Below are 15,733 nucleotides of genomic sequence, written 5' to 3' on the forward strand. Positions count from 1 at the left end.
GACTCAGGCATGAAGGACCGGGCGTGACGTTCCCCCACCATCATCCGGACGACCAGCTTCTGATCGGCTATGCCAGCGGACAGGAGCGGGTGGGCAAGTCGCTGCTGGTGGCGACGCACCTCGCCTATTGTCCCGACTGCCGCCGGCGCGTCGCGGCCTTCGAGGCGCTGTGCGGAAGCTGGTTCGAGGAATTGCCCGGCGAGGCCGCCACCGATCTGGACGGGCTGCTCGACCGGATGGACGGGCTGCTGACAACCCCGCCGGTATCGGCGGAGGAAACGGTGCCGCGCGTGTCCGACATTGCAGGGCAACCGGCCGGCCGGCTGGTGCCGGAACCGCTGCGCAGCTGGTTGCCGGAGGCGATCGACAGCCCGGTGGATTGCGGGTCATGGACGGAATTGTCGCCCGGCGTCTGGCTGTCGGCGTGGCAACGGACGCTTGCCGGCACCAACATCTGCCTGCTGCGGATGGCGCATGACGCCCCGGTTCCGGCGCACCGGCACACGGCCGACGAACTCCTCCTGGTGCTGCGCGGCGCCTTCAGCGACGAATACGGCCACTATGAGCTGGGCGATGTCGCCCACTATGTCGCGCCCACCGACCACCATGCCCGCGGAGCCAGCGAGGAGGATTGCATCTGCCTGTTCCTGCTGGACGGCGATCTGATCTTCCTCGACGGCGAGGAGACCGGGCGGGCGGACTGACCGCCCCCGCCCGGTCTCCTGTCCTACTCCACGAGGTCGGCGTAGTCGGGATGGCGCTTGATGTAGGCCTCGATGAAGGAGCAGAGCGGCAGCGCCTTCTTTCCCTGGGCGCGGACATCATCCAGGGCGCCCTTCGCCAACGCCGACCCGACACCCTTGCCGGACATGCTTTCCGGCACGTGGGTGTGGGTGAAGACGATCTTGCCGTCCCGCAACTCGTACTCCGCCACCGCGGTGTCACCGTCGACGGTCAGCTCGTAACGGTTGAGCTGTTCATTGTTCCGCACGGTTTCAGTCACGCTCATGGAAGTTCCGCCTTTCCGACCGATTGTTTGAAGACCAACGAATGCCCGATGCTCATCCGACCAGCAAGGATTCCGCTCCGTCGATCCACACCGGCGTGCCGCTGATGTGCCTGGCCCGGTCCGAAGCCAGGAACAGGGCGAGTTCCGCCACGTCGAAGCTGTCGCCGGATTTCCCGTCGGTCAGAGGAACCTTGCCCTCGGGATACTCGATCGGGACCCGCAGGGAGTCGAGGTTGCGGGACTCGGTGTTGTCGGGGATCTCCGTATCGATGATGCCGGGGCAGATGGCGTTGACGCGGATGCGGTCCTTCGCCAGTTCCAGCGCCAGCATCTTCACCATCGCGACCTGGGCCGCCTTGGTGCAGGAGTAGGCGGTGGCGCCCGTGTTGCTGAACACCCGCGTGCCGTTGATCGACGCCATGACGATCACCGACCCGCCGCCCGCCTTCTTCAGATGCGGAACGGCATGGTGCAGCGTCAGGTAGGTGCCGCGCAGATTGGTGTTGATGGTACGGTCCCATTCCTCCGGCGTCAGCTCGTCGATGGCCGCCCAGACGCCGTTGATGCCGGCATTGGCGAAGACGATGTCGATCCGCCCGTATTCCGCCGCCAGCCGGTCCACCGCCTGCCGCATCGCCGCGTCGTCGCCGACATCGGCGGTCAGCGCCAGCGCCTTGCCGCCGGCAGCAACGATCTCCTCGGCGGTCTTGCGGATTTCGTCCTCGGTGCGGCTCAGCACCCCGACGCTGGCCCCGGCCCTGGCGAACAGCACTGCGGACGCCTTGCCGATCCCCGACCCGGCACCGGTGACCAGCGCGACCTTCCCCGACAACTCCATGACCTTCCACTCCGACCAAGACTGAAGAGACGGGAAAGCCAACCGTGCGTCCGGCGGTTCGGTTCCCGTCTTCCGCCCGAGCCACAGGTCGATGCGATTCCGGTCAGGACGGAGTTGCGCTTCACACGGAGCGCAAACGATCGCTGAATCGAGACATAGGGCGTGGTCCCAATGTTCATGCACACATGCGATGTCATACATCAGAGGTCTTGACTCGGACGCTCTGCTTGTTGTGCACTGCAACATAACCATGAAATGAACCCGAACGGCGGAGGTCAAACGGGGTCGTCCGCAACATTCCTGACTCTGGAGATGTCATGATCGAGTTGCTCTTCGTGGTCTGCCTCGTATCCAGCCCCGACCGCTGCACCATCGAACGCCCGTCGTTCCAGGAGCCTTTCGCCAATGTGATGGCCTGTTCGCGCAACGGCATGTTCCGGGCCGCCGAATGGGCGGAACAGCACCCGAAATATACAGTCCGCCGCTGGAAGTGCGAACCGCGTCAGGTCTGACCCGGCGGACGCATCTTTTCCCGTACGGCGTCCCCGCCTTCCCAACCCATCCACTCCGAAGGAGGCCCCCCTCCTTTGGAGTGGACGAGCTCAATCCGTGTCGATGATTGTTATATAGTGAAATCATCGCGGATGGATGATCGCGGCTCACCGGCTGCGATCCGCGGGCAAAGGGGGAGAATTCCGGGCATGCCAGTTCGCATCGCGCTTGGTCTCGCGGCAATTTTCCTCGGGACGGCGCTTCCCGCCGCCGCCGGTCCGGCCAACGACTATCCCACGGCGGCGCGGGCCGATTACGTGATCGCCTGCATGGCGGCCAACGGTCAGTCGCACATCGTCATGGAGAAATGCGCCTGCAGCATCGACGCCATCGCCGACCGGATCACCTATGACGACTACACCGCTATCGAAACGGTGAAGGTGATGGCCGACATGCCGGGCGAGCGGGCGGGGATCTTCCGCAGTTCCGGCTGGGCCAAGGACCTGATGGACCGCTTCCGCCAAGCCCAGGTCGCCGCCGACCGGCAGTGCTTCTGAGGCCAGTGCTTCTGAGGCGCGCCTCTTTACGGTCCGCTCTCATCCGCCCCCGGCCGCCAAAGGCACCGTCTGGCTGAAGGTGGCGCCCTTGGTGTCTTGGGCGGTCACCTCCAGACTGCCGCCCTCGACGGGGATGAAGCTGAAGCGCAGATTCGGATCCTCGCTGATCGAGATGTCGGTGTCCGCCTCCAGAACCGTCCGCCCGCCGACGCGGATGGCGATGGACTGGATATAATGGGCAGGGATGTAGGTGCGGCTGACCTGATCGAACTGCAGGCCGCTGGCATTGGGATGGCTGATCAGCAGCTGCGCGTCGGCCGGGCCGCCGGGACCGGCCGTCTCCGGCAGCTTGACCTTGATACGGCCGAGCCGCGCCATCGCCTCCTGCGGGTCCTTGAGAGCCGGGGCCGAACAGCCGCCGGCCGCCTTGACGAAGACCCGCGTCATCAGCAGCCGCCCGTCCTGCGTCTCGCCCACCGCGCTGACGTTGGTGTATTCGTTGACGCGCAGGCGGGTCTCGATGGTGCTGCCGGCGCTGGCCGGGCCATAGCGGAAGGTGGCGGCCAGCGGCACCGGGTTCTTGTCGACCAGCAGAGACAGCGACTTCAGGCGAAGTGAGGGATCCACCTCCACCCGCACCGGCACCAGCGCCGCGTCGTGGGCGCGCGCCGGGGCGTCGATCCGCATCCGGTCGCCGGCCTCCTCGACCGGACGATCCTTGAAATACATGTCGCGCAGCAGGTCCCAGCGCGCGGCATCCTCCGCCGCATCGGCGGCGGCGAGCGCCGGCATGGACAGCATCATCAGGAACCCCGCCGCCAGCGCCATCGGCAGCGCCATCTCCTGCGGCTTCCGCATCGGATATCCGGTCATCGCTTCCTCCCTCCCGTATCGCGCTCCTATTCCCATTCCAGCTCGGCGAAGGTCGCCGTCACGTTGCGCGGATTGTACACATCGAACAACAGCCAGCGGTCCCGTTCATCCTCCGCCACATGCGCGACGGCCTCCTGGATGCTGCCGCCGGCCTTCAGCACCCGCCGCACCCCCTCCACCAGCGTGGTCAGGTAGCGCCGCTCGGGATCCAGCGCGCCCGGCCAATCGACGGCGGCAGGGCCGTGTCCGGGAACGGCGCGCACCGCCGGAATGCGCCCGAGCGCGTCGATCACCCGCAGCCAGCCCACCGCACTGCCGTCCACCGCCGGCAGATGGTCGAGAAACAACAGGTCGCCTGTGAACAGCGTCCCGGTCTGCCGGTCGAAGACGGTCAGGTCGTTGTTGGTGTGCGCCGTCGGATGGGCGGTCAGGACGATGACGCGGTCGCCGAGGTCGATCCGCACCTCCTCCCCCACCGGCCGGTCCACCCGCACCGGCGCGATCCCGGCCGCGGCCTCAGCGCCCAGTTCGTCGGCCAGCCGGCGCCGGTAGACCTCGATGCGGGCCGCCAGCGCGTCCCGCAGGTTGGCGTGGCCAATGATTGGAACCCCCTCGAAGGCGGCGTTGCCGAACACATGGTCGGGATGCATGTGGGTGTTGATGACGACGACCGGCGGCTTGTCGGTCCGGGCGGCGATGGTCTCGCGCAGGCGGCGGCCAAGCTCCGGCGTGCCGCCGGTGTCGATGACCGCCACGCCGCTGCCGCCCACGATGAAGCCGATGTTGGCGGTGTCGCCCCGGTTGTCCGGCGCCGGTTCGGCGATAACGCCCTGGTGAACGAAGATGCCGGGCGCGATCTCCGTCACCGCGAGCGGCTCCGACCATGCGGGTGCGGCTGCGGCGACGGACAATATCGCGGCGAGGATCAGGCGGACGCCCATGCCGCCCTCCCCCGCCGGGTTCCGTCCGGCGCCCGGCCAAGCGCGTTCAACAGGGCCACGGCGACCGCCGGTGCGCAGTCCGCGGCGATGGACCGCCAGCATTCCGGCAGGGTGGCCGCCTCCATCAGGAAGCGGTAGGGACGGCCGGTGCGCGCGGCCACACGCTCCACCAGGAAGCGGCCGACCCCGGCCCCAACCAGGGGAGCTTCGTCCGGAACCACCCCGCGCGAGGCCACCTGGGCCAGCCCGTCCTCGATCCTGCGGATCTGGTGGTCGATGAAATGGTTGGCGAGCCGGCGCCATGTCGCGTCGCCGCCGTTCGCCGGGTCGCCGGAATCGGCACCGACCATCCGCGCAAGGCGCCGGGCGCTGGCCTCCAGACCCTTGTCGCGGCCGTCGGCGGTCGGGTGGAGGTCGGCCCCCTCCGGCAGGGTGCCGGCAAGCCGGTGGGCATCGGCCATGGTCGCGAAATACTCCGCCATCACGCCACGCCAGACGCCGTTGACGGGAGCCTGCGGGGCGACCGCCATGATGGGGGTGCGGACGACACCGGTGTAGAGCAGTTCGCCCGTCTCCATCCGTGCCGCGTCGGTGTAGCCCGCATGCAGGACGCAGCCTGCGGCGAAGGGCACGATGTCGGTGGTGGTGCTGCCGATGTCGACGAGGATACCCTCCGGCAGCGCCAGGGCGGCGAGCGCCGCCGTGGCATGCCAGTTGGCCGAGGCGACCTCCGCAACCCGATCGCGCGCCTCGGCGGCGGGCAGGAAACCGGCCGGGCCGGCGAACACCCCCAGCGGCACCCCCGGCAATCCGGCGGCCAGCACGTCGAGGATCCGTCCGACCCCGTCGGCACGATCGGCGAACAGGTCGACAAGCTCCCCGGTCATGGTGACCGCCACATCCGACAGCGGCCGATGGCATCCCGCGACCTCCGCCAGCGCCCCCTCCAGCCGGTCGAGCCCCTGCCACAGCGGACAGGGCACCTGCACCACGTCGATCAACTCGCCGCCGGAGAGCCATGCGGCCTTCAGGTGCGCGCCGCCGACATCAAGGCCGAGGGTGAACGTCATTCCTGTCATCCTTTGCGTCCTGTTCCCTGTCCTCCAGCCAGTGGGCGAATAGGCTGGCGACGGTGAGGTCGGCGGAGGTGCCGGGGTTGATGCCCTGCCATTTCAGCCTTGCATCGAAGGCGAACAGATGGTCGTGCCGGACCGCGTCAGACTTTTCCCCCGCCAGTTGCCGGCGCAGCTCCCGCGCTTCGCTCATCAAGGCCGCCGCCACCGCCCCCCCCTGCTTGCGCAGGACGTGGCTGTCGGTGAAGGCGGTCAGGAAGTCCAGATAGACCGCTTCGGCCATCGATACGGCATCCTTGCCATCAAGCGCCCGCGCACGGGAGACGCCGATCTCGAACACGTCGCGGAAGCCATCGGCATATTGGGCGGCGATGCGGTCGCGCGACCGTGCCGCGGCCATGGCGGTGCGCAGATCCACCGTCGCGGGCCCGGCGACGTCATGCTCCGCCGCGCGGCCCAGCCCGCCGGGTGACGCAAGGCGGATCGCCTCATAGGCGGCTTCCGCGTCCTCCACGCTCAGATCCTCCAGCACGGCGCAAACCCTGTCACGGAGCGGACGGGTCGGCGGCATCTCCGCGGCACGGGCCAGCGGGGCGGTCAAAAGCAGGATGCCGAGGTTGGTGTTGCAGTTCACCGCCGCCCGCGTCGCCCGCACCGCCCGCAGGATCCGTTCCCCCACCGCTGCGCCGGGCCGGGCGATCTCCGGCGCCGCTACCTCCGCCGACAGGAGGAAGTCCGCCACCGTCATGCCGTGGCCGGCGGCGTGGACATGGACGTTCCCCGGCTTCAGCGCCATCACCTCCGCCCGGCAGACGGCCATGAACAGCTCCGCGACGCCGGGCCCCATCCCCGTCACCCCCCGAAGGACCGGTCGAGCATGCCGGACGCAAGACGCCCGCCATGGAAGCTGCGGCCGGAGTCCAGCGCCGTCACCACCGCGCGGGCCGGCGCGAACAGCAGCGGGTCGATGGCGTAGAAATCCTTGTTCACCGCCGCGAAGACCTCGGCGAAGGGCCGCCCATAGTCGCGCGATTCCGTGCTTGGCAGGCGTTGGGCCAGATCGGCAGCGGCCTCGTCGGGGCCGGTGACGAACAACTGGACGGTGCCGCCGAACAGGATGGCGTCGTTGGTCCGCCCCATCGCCTCGACGAAGCCCTTGCCCGGCGGCGGCAGGGGCGCGACGCCGATGCCGTCGACGACATCATGCAGCGGGAAGCCCAGCGCATGAACCTTGTGCAGGGCGACCTCCAGCACGCGGGCGACGATCTGGACGGTGCCGGCGAGGCTCGCCGTCGGGGTCAGCACCAGCGTCAGCCGCTCCGCCGCCACTCCGCAATCGGCCGCGATCCGTTCCACCAGCGGGGCCGGCGGTACGGTGCCGCTTTCCAGGACCAGAACCGCATGGTCGCCGCTGTCGCTGTAGCCGAGTTCGTCGAACAGCGTCTCCTTGCGGGCCACGGCGCGTCCGGGGCCGGAACCCAGCGCGAAGAAGGATCCGCCCTCCTCCTTGTGCGAAAGGCTCCACCCGGCATACTGGCTGCCGAGGCAGGCGAGCACTGGGTCGGTGCTGTGCACCGCCACCTGGAAGGGCCAGCGCTCGGACTGGTTGTCGGCCTGCAGCGTCACCCGGCCGAGGCCGCCCATGCACATCTCGGCGATGCGGCGTCCGGCCTCCAGCCCGCCGGGCCGGGCGATCCCGCCATCGACGACCGTCGCACCGGCAACCCGGTCGATGCCGATCCGCAATTGTGCCGCATCGGCGACCAGGGCGGCGGCGAGCGGGGCGGATAGAGCCGACAGGCTGGGGCGATCCTGCATCACGATGCCTTTCCGGCGATGGTCCGCGCCGCGGCCATGGCGTCCTGAAAATCGAAGGCGACGGCGGTGCCGCCGGTCTGCATCCGCTCCAGCAGGTGGTGCTGGACCTTGAACTTGACGTTGCCGATGGCGAGGGCGCCGATGCCGACAGCACCCGATGCAGTCGGCAAGGCAACCCCGTCGTCCTGTACGCCGACGCCCTCCACACCGGCCGGCGGCACGGCGTTGATGTCGGCGGCCACGCGCAGCCGCTTGGCCGCCCGCAGATCCTCGGCGGACAGAACCGTGATCCCGGCCTTGCCGCAGGCGAGCACGACCTCCGCCCGCTCCAGCAGAGCCGCCTTGCCGGCGCTCGCCGTGTCGGCGCAGGACAGCGTCACGCCATAGCGGCGCCCGAACTCCTCCGCCTTGCCCTGCACGGCCGACACGCCGCGGTGGCTGACCAGGGTGACGCTGCCGCCGGCCTGGGCGGCAATCAGCCCGGCGATGCCGCCGACCACGCCGGTCGCGCCATAGACCTGGACGTCCAGCCCGGTGAGGCCCTCCAGACCGGCCCGCCGCAGGGCACGCTCCACCACCGCGACCATGGCGGCGGCGGTGGTGAAGGCGCCCGACGGGTCGGCGAAGACCGAGATCTGGAAGGGCGGGAACATCGCCTTGCGGGCCACGTCGAGCATGTCCAGCGCCATCGCCGCGTCGCGCCCGCCGATGAACAGGCCGGTGCGCACCGCGTTCTTCGGGTCGCGGGAGAACATGGCATCCTGGGTCAGTGCCTCGACCTGCGCGGTTTCGATACCCGTATAGGGGACCACCGTGTCGATGCCGGCGTCCACCGCCATGTTGACGTCGAACGGGCTGACATTCGCCAGCGGCGTGATCATGTGCAGCACGTAAGGGGCGCTCATGCCTGCCTCCCTTCAGTTGTTCACCTCTTGTTATTCGCCGGCCGCCCGCCGGACCACGGGCACGAAGCCCGTCCCGGCGTTCAGGTTCTCCACCGTCGCGCCGACGTTGCGGCCACGGCAGACCATGACCTCCAGCGGCGATCCGGCCCAGCGCTCGCGCATCTCGCCCGCCAGCCGCTCCGCCGACGCGGCATCGCCGACGATGGCGAAGCAGGTCGGCCCCCAGGAGCTCTGGCCGACGCCGGCGATCCCCTGCGCCTCCAGCCACGCCAGCACCTCCGCCACCAGCGGGCTGGTGAAGCGTCCGCCCTGGGCCGGTGCGAAATGGTCGCCGACGGTGCGCTGAAGCTCGCCGATGGCCCGGCCGAACGCCTCCACGTCCCGCTCCGCCAAGGCCGGGAGTGCCACCATCAGCATCAGCCGGCACAGATGCGCCGCGGCATCCGGCGGAAAGGGCGGCAGGCGCCGGAAGGCTTCCACCTCCGGCGCCCCATGCAGCCCATGCCCGCCGCGGTGGAGCAGAAGCAGGATGCGCCAGTCGTCGGGAAACTCGGCCCGCGCGATCAGCGGGGGCGCCGCATCCAGCCCGCCCCGGCCGCCGTCCAGCAGCACACCGCCCTGTTCGAAAGCCGCCAGCCCGATGCCGGACCGCGCGCCCCGTTCCAGCGCGCGGGCCAGATCGCGGGCGGCGGTGCGGCGCCCCTCCAGGCAAACGAGCGCAGCCGCGACGGCAAGGTCCGTCTGGGTGCCGGAACCGAGCCCGACATGGGCCGGGATCGCCTCCTCCACCGTTACGGCGACCATATCGGATAGGCCGGCCTCGCGGCCCAGCCGTTCTATGCTGCGCCGGACACGGTCGGCGGACGGGCCGTCGACGGTCAGCCGGTCGGCCGGACGGATGCGCAGGGTGATCGCCGGCCGGTCGATGGCGATGCCCAGGCTGCCGAAGCGGCGCCCAAGCCCGCCGTTGAGGTCGACGAAGCCGGCATGCAGGCGCGCGGGCGCATGGACCCGCACCTCCCCTATCCGATTGCGCTGGTGGCTCATCTGCATTCCCTTTGCGCGGGTCCCGGCACAATGTTAGCGTTACGAACAAAATTGTCCGTAGCGCGAACGAGTATCTGCGCGCAGTAACCCGAATGGGGTGCGGATTTCCGGGGAGGAAACTGGTCATGAACGGACCGAACGGCATGTCCGTGGCCGATCACATCCAAGCATCGGGTGTTCCGTATCGGGGCCGATGCTTGGACGGTTGCCGGCGAAGACGACTGCTCATCTGAAATTCACCGCATAGGCCACCGGAGATATTTCCTGCGGTCTATGCGGTCGACTGCGCTTCCGGGTTCATTCTCCGCGGTTCATTCTCCGCTCAGGCGATTGGGGGGCCATGACCTTCCACCCCGAAATCCTCTGTCCGTTCTGCGGGCTGGGATGCGGCGACATCGGGATCGATCAGGACGATTCCGGCATCGCCCCCCGACCCAGCGGCTGTCCGCAGGCCGACCGGCTGTTCCGCCGGCCCATGGCGGTGACGACTGATGCCCGCATGGCCGGCACTCCGGTCCCCATGGACCAAGCCGTCGCCGAGGCGGCGCGGCTGCTGGGCGCCGCCCGTGCGCCGCTGATCGCCGGGCTGGCCGCCGATGTCGAGGGCGTGCTCGCCGCATTGACGCTCGCCGCACGCATCGGGGCGACGGTGGACCATGAGCGGTCCGACGCCCTGTTCCGCAACCTCGCGGTCCTGCGGCGCTTCGGCTGGTCGGTGACCACCCTGGCGGAGCTGCGCAACCGCTGCGACCTCGTCCTGGTCGTCGGGCCGGATCCGGCCGCCGCCTTCCCGCGCCTGTGGGAACGCTGGGTGGCACCGGCACCGGCCTTCGTCCCCGGCGGCGGCCGGAGCGTCGTCTTCCTGGGCGGGGAGCCGCTGCCCGAGACCGTGCAGTGCCTTGCCGGCCAGATCGAAACGCAGGGCATGGAGGCCGACCCGCAGCCGGACCTCGCCACCCTGGTCACGAGACTGAGGACGGCACTGGCGGGCCGGACGGCGTCGAACGATGCCCGGATGGCGGAACTGGCGGCCCGGCTGCGGGCCGCGCGCTATGCGGTGGTGGTGTGGGCGGCGGGGCTGTTCGACGGGCCTCAACCGGACCTGATCGTCGAAGCGCTGGTCCGGCTGGTCCGCACCGTGGACGGCACGACGCGCTGCGCCGGCCTGCCGCTGTCCGGTGCCGACAACCTGATCGGCGCCAACCAGGCCTGCACATGGCGCACCGGCTTTCCGCTGCGCACCGGCTTCGAGGCGGGCGCGCCGTCACACGACCCGGACAGGTTCGACTGGCGGACACGGCTGCGCGATGCCGACGTGACGCTGTGGATCTCCGCCTTTCGGCCCGAAGTGCCGGAGTTCAGCACCAGCGGCAGCGTCATCATGCTGGCGCCGCCGGAGACGGCCATCACCCCCGAACCGGCGCTGTTCATTCCGGTGGGGACGCCGGGCATCGACCATGCCGGCGACGTGTTCCGCGCCGACAGCGTGGTGGCGCTGCATGCGGGTGCGCTGATCGACCGGGGCCTGCCTAGCGTCGCCGACGTGATCGGCCGGATGCTCGTGGCGCTGGAGCAATCCGCCGATACCAGGGAGAAGGCCGGATGCTGACGAAGCTTGCCGGCGGACGGCTGTTCGACCCGGCCAACGGCCGGCATGGCGAGGTCGCCGACCTCTGGCTGCGCGACGACCGCATCGCCGCCGATCCGGGAGCGGGCGCCACGCCCGACGCCACCCACGACCTGACCGGCAAGGTGGTGATGGCCGGCGCTATCGACATCCACAGCCACATCGCCGGCGGCAAGGTCAACCTCGCCCGCCTGCTGATGGGGGAGGAGCACGAACACCACCGCTTCGCCGGCAGCGCCTGCGGCTGCGGCGGGGGAAGCGGGCTTGCCACCCCCTCCACCCATACGACCGGCGCCCGCTATATCGAGATGGGATTCACCGCCGCCTTCGAGCCGGCGATGCTGGGCTCCAACGCCCGGCATGCGCACATGGAGATGGGCGACATCCCCTATATCGACACCGGCGGCTATCTGGTTCTGGGCAGCGACGATTTCCTGCTGGACCTGATCGCCACCAATGCCGGGCAGGCCGCGATCAACGATTATGTCGCCTGGATGCTGACGGCGACCCAGAGCCTTGCCGTGAAGGTGGTCAATCCCGGCGGCATCAACGCCTTCAAGTTCAACGCCCGCAGCCTCGATCTGGACGAGCCCGGCCCCTATTACGGCGTCACACCGCGCAGCGTCCTGACCGTGCTGGCCCGCGCGGTGTACGAGTTGGGACTGCCCCACCCGCTGCATGTCCATGGCTGCAACCTGGGCGTTCCCGGCAACGTCGCCACGACGCTGGACACCATCCAGGCGGCGTCGGGCCTGCCGATGCACATGACGCACATCCAGTTCCACAGCTACGACACGGAAGGCGACCGCAAGTTCTCCTCCGGCGCCGCGGCGCTGGCGGAGGCGGTGAACCGGACGCCGACCCTGTCGGTGGACATCGGGCAGGTGATGTTCGGGCAGACGGTGACCGCGTCAGCCGACACCATGGCGCAGCGCCGCACCGCGCCGCTGGCCCACCCGCGCAAATGGCTGGCGATGGACATCGAATGCGACGCCGGCTGCGGCGTGGTGCCGTTCCACTATCGCGACAATTCCTATGTCAACGCTCTGCAATGGGCGATCGGGCTGGAGCTGTTCCTGCTGCTGGACGATCCCTGGCGGGTGTTCCTGACCACCGACCACCCCAACGGCGCGCCCTTCACCTTCTATCCCGAGCTGATCCGGCTGCTGATGGACCGGGATTACCGGCTGGCGAAGCTGGCGGAAATCCATCCCGACGCGCCGGCCCATACCACGCTGGGCTCGATCACCCGCGAATACACGCTGGCGGAGATCGCCGTCATGACCCGTGCAGCGCCGTCGCGCATCCTGGGGCTTGCCGACCGCGGGCATCTGGCGCCGGGGGCCTCGGCCGACGTCACCGTCTACACCGACCGGCCCGACCGGCGCGCCATGTTCGAACGGCCCGACCTCGTCTTCAAGAGCGGCCGGCTGGTGGTGCGCGACGGGACGCTGGTGGCGATGGCCCAGGGCTGCACCCATGTCGTCCGCCCCGGCTTCGACGACCTGATCGAGCGCCGCATCGCCCGCCATTTCGACGAGCGCCTCGGCTTGTCCCTCAAGCATTTCCGCATCTGCGACGAGGAGATCCGCCACGGCGCCGGCCCCCTCCTCCACCCCTGCCGGCGGCGGGAGGTGCCGTGATGGCGGAGCTGCGGATCAACGGCGTGCGCATCGAGGACACCTTCGCCGAAGCCTTTCCGATGACCTACACGCGCCTCGTCGTCACCGCCGACACCCCCGCCTGGGTCGATGCGGCGACCTCCAGCCTGACCGGGTTCGCCACCTCGGTCATCGGCTGCGGCTGCGAGGCGGCGGTGGAACGGCTGCTGACGCCGGAGGAAACGCCGGACAGCCGGCCGGGAGCGGCGGTGATGATCTTCGGCATGTCCAGCGGCGACCTTGCCAAGCATGTCGTCAACCGGGTCGGGCAATGCGTCATGACCTCGCCGGGGTCGGCCTGCTATGCCGGGCTCCTCAAAGGCGCCAAGCGAATCCCGCTCGGCGGCGGACTGCGCTATTTCGGCGACGGGCACCAGATCTCCAAGAAGTTCGGCGACCGCCGCTTCTGGCGCCTGCCGGTGATGGATGGGGAGTTCGTCTGCGAGGACAGCGTCGCCGTGGGCAAGGGCATCGGCGGCGGCAATTTCCTGATCCTGGCCGCCAGCCACCGCCAATGCCTCGCCTCTGCGGAGGCGGCGGTCGCGGCGATCCGGCCGCTGCCCGGCATCATCCTGCCCTTCCCCGGCGGGGTGGTGCGCTCGGGCTCCAAGGTCGGCTCGAAATACAAGGCGCTGATCGCCTCGACCAACACGCGATTCTGCCCGACCTTGCGGGCGGTCGAACCCGAGACGCTGCTGTCGCCCGATGTCGAGGCGGTACTGGAACTGGTGCTGGACGGCACCGACGAGGCCGCTATCCGCGCCGGCATGCGGGCGGGGATTGCCGCCGCCGTCGCCGGCGGGACGGCGGCCGGCGTGCTGGCGATCACCGCCGGCAACTATGGCGGCAAGCTGGGCCCGCATCACTTCCATCTGCACGAGGTGATGGCATGAGCGGCCTGTCCCTGACCTATCGCGGCGACGCCGGCATGATGGTGGACATGTCCGCGCTGCTGCCGGAGCGGCTGGCCGGGCTGACGGCGGATGCCATCGCTGGGGTGCCGCTGCCCTGCGGCGGAGGGTCGGCGCGGCTGGGCGACCTTTTCGAGCTGTCGGCCGGCGATGCGGCAGAGGGGCTGCTGATCCGGCCGGCCGGCGCCATCCTGCACCGGGTCGGCGCCGGCATGACGATGGGCCGCATCCTGGTCGCGGGCAACGCCGGCAACCATGCCGGTGCGGGCATGGCCGGCGGCCTGCTGCGCATCGACGGCACTGCCGGCGACAGCCTGGGCGGCGTTCTGCCCGGACTGCCCCTGGGGATGCGCGGCGGACTGATCAGCGTCGGCGGCGATGCCGGCGACCGGACAGGCGAGCGGATGCGGCGCGGGATCGTCGTCGTCGACGGCCGGGCCGGCGCCTATGCCGCCGCCTTCATGGTTGCCGGCACGCTCGCCGTCGCTGGCGGCTGCGGCTCGCATCCGGGCTTCGGCATGCGGCGCGGCACGCTGCTGATCGGCCGGCCGCAAGAGGCTGTGCCCGATGGCTTCGCCGATGGCGGCACGCGGGATTGGCTGTTCCTGCACCTGCTGCGCCGCGCGCTGGAGGGCACCGGAAGCTGGTTCGAGCGCGCGGGCACCACCCGCGCCCATCGCTTCATCGGCGATCTTGCGGAAGGAGGAAGAGGTGAAATTCTGGCCGTTGTCTAGGCGACGCTCCGACTTATCGAAGGCAACGGGACGAAGGCGCCTCATCGCCGCCCTGCCGCTCGCAGCACTTCTGTTGACCGCGCCGGCAGCGGCGGCATTGGCCCAGGATGCCGGCGGACAGTCCATTCTGATCGGCTATCTTGGACGGCAGGAGGATCCGCGCACGCCGGCCAGTTTCCTCGAACCGGTGGCGACCGACGAGGGTCTCCAGGGCGCCCGGCTGGCTTTGGCCGACAACAACTCCACCGGCATGTTCCTGAACCAGAGCTTCCGGCTGGTGGAACAGGTGCTGCCCCAGGACGGCGACATCGCCGCCGGGCTGAAGGCGCTGGCCGATGAAGGCGTGCGCTTCGTCGTCGCCGATCTGCCGGGCGAAGCGCTGCTCGCCGTCGCCGATCGGCCGGAAGCCCGGTCGATGCTGCTGTTCAACGCCCGCGCGCCCGACGATGCGCTACGCAACGAGCAGTGCCGGGCCAACATCCTGCACACCGCCGCCAGCCGGCGCATGCTGGCCGACGCGCTGGCGCAGTATCTCGCCTGGAAGAAATGGACGGGCTGGAGCCTGCTGATCGGCCGCGATCCCGGCGACACGCTCTATGCCGACGCGGTGCGCCGCGCCGCCAAGCGCTTCGGCGGCCGGATCGTCGCCGAGAAGAGCTGGACCTTCGACACCGGCAACCGCCGCACCGACACCGGCGTCACCACCATCCAGTCCGACATCCCGCTCGCCACCCAGGGACCGGACTACGACGTGCTGGTCGTCGCCGACGAGGCGGGGAATTTCGGCGATTACCTCGACGGCCGCACCTGGCATCCCCGACCCGTGGCCGGCACCCAGGGCCTGACCGCCACCGCTTGGTCGCGGGTGAACGAGCAATGGGGCGGCACCCAGTTGCAAAGCCGGTTCGAGAAGCTCGCCGACCGCTGGATGCTGCCGCGCGACTACGCCGCCTGGCTGGCGGTGCGCAGCGTGGGCGAGGCGGCGACCCGCACCGGCGCCACCGGCTTCGACGATCTCGTCGCCTATCTGCACAGCCCTGATTTCGAACTGGCAGGCTTCAAGGGCGAAGCCCTGTCCTTCCGCAAATGGGACGGCCAGATGCGGCAACCCATTCTGATCGCCGGGCCGCGTATGCTGGTCTCGGTGTCGCCCCAGGAGGGGTTCCTGCACCCCGTGACGCCCCTCGATACGCTCGGCGACGACGCGCCGGAAAGCAAATGCCGTTTCAACCGTTGAAGAGGCGGAC

17 protein-coding genes are annotated in these 15,733 nt (G+C 69.7%); 8 read left to right on the forward strand and 9 right to left on the reverse strand.

Features of this window, described 5'->3' with window-relative positions:
- Positions 1-23: 23 nt before the first annotated feature.
- Positions 24-704, forward strand: a complete 681-nt coding sequence (locus tag J2Y49_RS21015) for a cupin domain-containing protein (protein WP_310116894.1) — start codon at positions 24-26, stop codon at positions 702-704.
- Positions 705-727: 23 nt separating this feature from the next.
- On the opposite strand, the gene J2Y49_RS21020 is transcribed toward J2Y49_RS21015, so the two are convergent.
- Both J2Y49_RS21020 and J2Y49_RS21025 read right to left on the reverse strand, forming a co-directional pair.
- Positions 728-1,009 carry a GNAT family N-acetyltransferase gene (locus tag J2Y49_RS21020; protein ID WP_310116895.1) on the reverse strand — a complete coding sequence of 94 codons (282 nt, stop codon included), beginning with the start codon at positions 1,007-1,009 and terminating at the stop codon, positions 728-730.
- Positions 1,010-1,061: 52 nt separating this feature from the next.
- Positions 1,062-1,847 carry an SDR family NAD(P)-dependent oxidoreductase gene (locus J2Y49_RS21025; protein ID WP_310116896.1) on the reverse strand — a complete coding sequence of 262 codons (786 nt, stop codon included), beginning with the start codon at positions 1,845-1,847 and terminating at the stop codon, positions 1,062-1,064.
- Positions 1,848-2,164: 317 nt separating this feature from the next.
- Here J2Y49_RS21025 and J2Y49_RS21030 point away from each other — a divergent pair, with 317 nt between their 5' ends.
- Entirely contained in the window at positions 2,165-2,359 is a 195-nt protein-coding gene (locus J2Y49_RS21030) for a hypothetical protein (RefSeq protein WP_310116897.1), read from the forward strand.
- Between the two features lie 189 nt (positions 2,360-2,548).
- Positions 2,549-2,896 (forward strand): hypothetical protein, encoded by a 348-nt coding sequence (locus tag J2Y49_RS21035; protein ID WP_310116898.1) that lies wholly within the window; start codon positions 2,549-2,551, stop codon positions 2,894-2,896.
- A gap of 39 nt (positions 2,897-2,935) precedes the next feature.
- On the opposite strand, the gene J2Y49_RS21040 is transcribed toward J2Y49_RS21035, so the two are convergent.
- From J2Y49_RS21040 to J2Y49_RS21070, 7 genes are read right to left on the reverse strand one after another with little or no spacing between them, the layout of a single operon-like run.
- On the reverse strand, positions 2,936-3,769 hold the full coding sequence (locus tag J2Y49_RS21040) for a quinoprotein dehydrogenase-associated SoxYZ-like carrier (protein WP_310116899.1): 834 nt from the start codon (positions 3,767-3,769) through the stop codon (positions 2,936-2,938).
- Between the two features lie 26 nt (positions 3,770-3,795).
- A complete protein-coding gene (locus tag J2Y49_RS21045) occupies positions 3,796-4,710 on the reverse strand; it encodes a quinoprotein relay system zinc metallohydrolase 2 (protein WP_310116900.1) in 915 nt (304 codons plus the stop codon).
- Positions 4,695-5,780 (reverse strand): hydantoinase/oxoprolinase family protein, encoded by a 1,086-nt coding sequence (locus J2Y49_RS21050; RefSeq protein WP_310116901.1) that lies wholly within the window; start codon positions 5,778-5,780, stop codon positions 4,695-4,697. The genes J2Y49_RS21045 and J2Y49_RS21050 overlap by 16 nt, the downstream gene beginning before the upstream one ends.
- Entirely contained in the window at positions 5,758-6,630 is an 873-nt protein-coding gene (locus tag J2Y49_RS21055; protein WP_310116902.1) for a triphosphoribosyl-dephospho-CoA synthase, read from the reverse strand. The genes J2Y49_RS21050 and J2Y49_RS21055 overlap by 23 nt, the downstream gene beginning before the upstream one ends.
- 5 nt (positions 6,631-6,635) lie before the next feature.
- Complete coding sequence (gene mch / locus J2Y49_RS21060; RefSeq protein ID WP_310116950.1) at positions 6,636-7,601, reverse strand: methenyltetrahydromethanopterin cyclohydrolase; 966 nt, start codon at positions 7,599-7,601, stop codon at positions 6,636-6,638.
- Positions 7,601-8,506, reverse strand: coding sequence for a methylenetetrahydromethanopterin dehydrogenase (locus J2Y49_RS21065; protein ID WP_310116903.1), 906 nt, complete (start codon positions 8,504-8,506; stop codon positions 7,601-7,603). Before J2Y49_RS21065 ends, mch begins: the two co-directional genes overlap by 1 nt.
- A gap of 30 nt (positions 8,507-8,536) precedes the next feature.
- Complete coding sequence (locus J2Y49_RS21070) at positions 8,537-9,553, reverse strand: beta-ribofuranosylaminobenzene 5'-phosphate synthase family protein (RefSeq protein ID WP_310116904.1); 1,017 nt, start codon at positions 9,551-9,553, stop codon at positions 8,537-8,539.
- A gap of 340 nt (positions 9,554-9,893) precedes the next feature.
- Here J2Y49_RS21070 and J2Y49_RS21075 point away from each other — a divergent pair, with 340 nt between their 5' ends.
- From J2Y49_RS21075 to J2Y49_RS21095, 5 genes are all read left to right on the forward strand, one after another.
- Positions 9,894-11,162: a formylmethanofuran dehydrogenase gene (locus J2Y49_RS21075; protein ID WP_310116905.1), complete on the forward strand. Its 1,269-nt coding sequence runs from the start codon at positions 9,894-9,896 to the stop codon at positions 11,160-11,162.
- A complete protein-coding gene (locus J2Y49_RS21080) occupies positions 11,156-12,823 on the forward strand; it encodes a formylmethanofuran dehydrogenase subunit A (RefSeq protein WP_310116906.1) in 1,668 nt (555 codons plus the stop codon). Before J2Y49_RS21075 ends, J2Y49_RS21080 begins: the two co-directional genes overlap by 7 nt.
- Positions 12,823-13,734: a formylmethanofuran--tetrahydromethanopterin N-formyltransferase gene (gene fhcD, locus J2Y49_RS21085; RefSeq protein WP_310116907.1), complete on the forward strand. Its 912-nt coding sequence runs from the start codon at positions 12,823-12,825 to the stop codon at positions 13,732-13,734. Before J2Y49_RS21080 ends, fhcD begins: the two co-directional genes overlap by 1 nt.
- Positions 13,731-14,486 (forward strand): formylmethanofuran dehydrogenase subunit C, encoded by a 756-nt coding sequence (locus tag J2Y49_RS21090; protein WP_310116908.1) that lies wholly within the window; start codon positions 13,731-13,733, stop codon positions 14,484-14,486. Before fhcD ends, J2Y49_RS21090 begins: the two co-directional genes overlap by 4 nt.
- A gap of 73 nt (positions 14,487-14,559) precedes the next feature.
- Entirely contained in the window at positions 14,560-15,723 is a 1,164-nt protein-coding gene (locus J2Y49_RS21095; protein WP_310116909.1) for an ABC transporter substrate-binding protein, read from the forward strand.
- The last annotated feature ends 10 nt before the right edge of the window (positions 15,724-15,733 follow it).

It is taken from the genome of Azospirillum sp. BE72 (genome assembly GCF_031455875.1).
Lineage (GTDB): Bacteria > Pseudomonadota > Alphaproteobacteria > Azospirillales > Azospirillaceae > Azospirillum.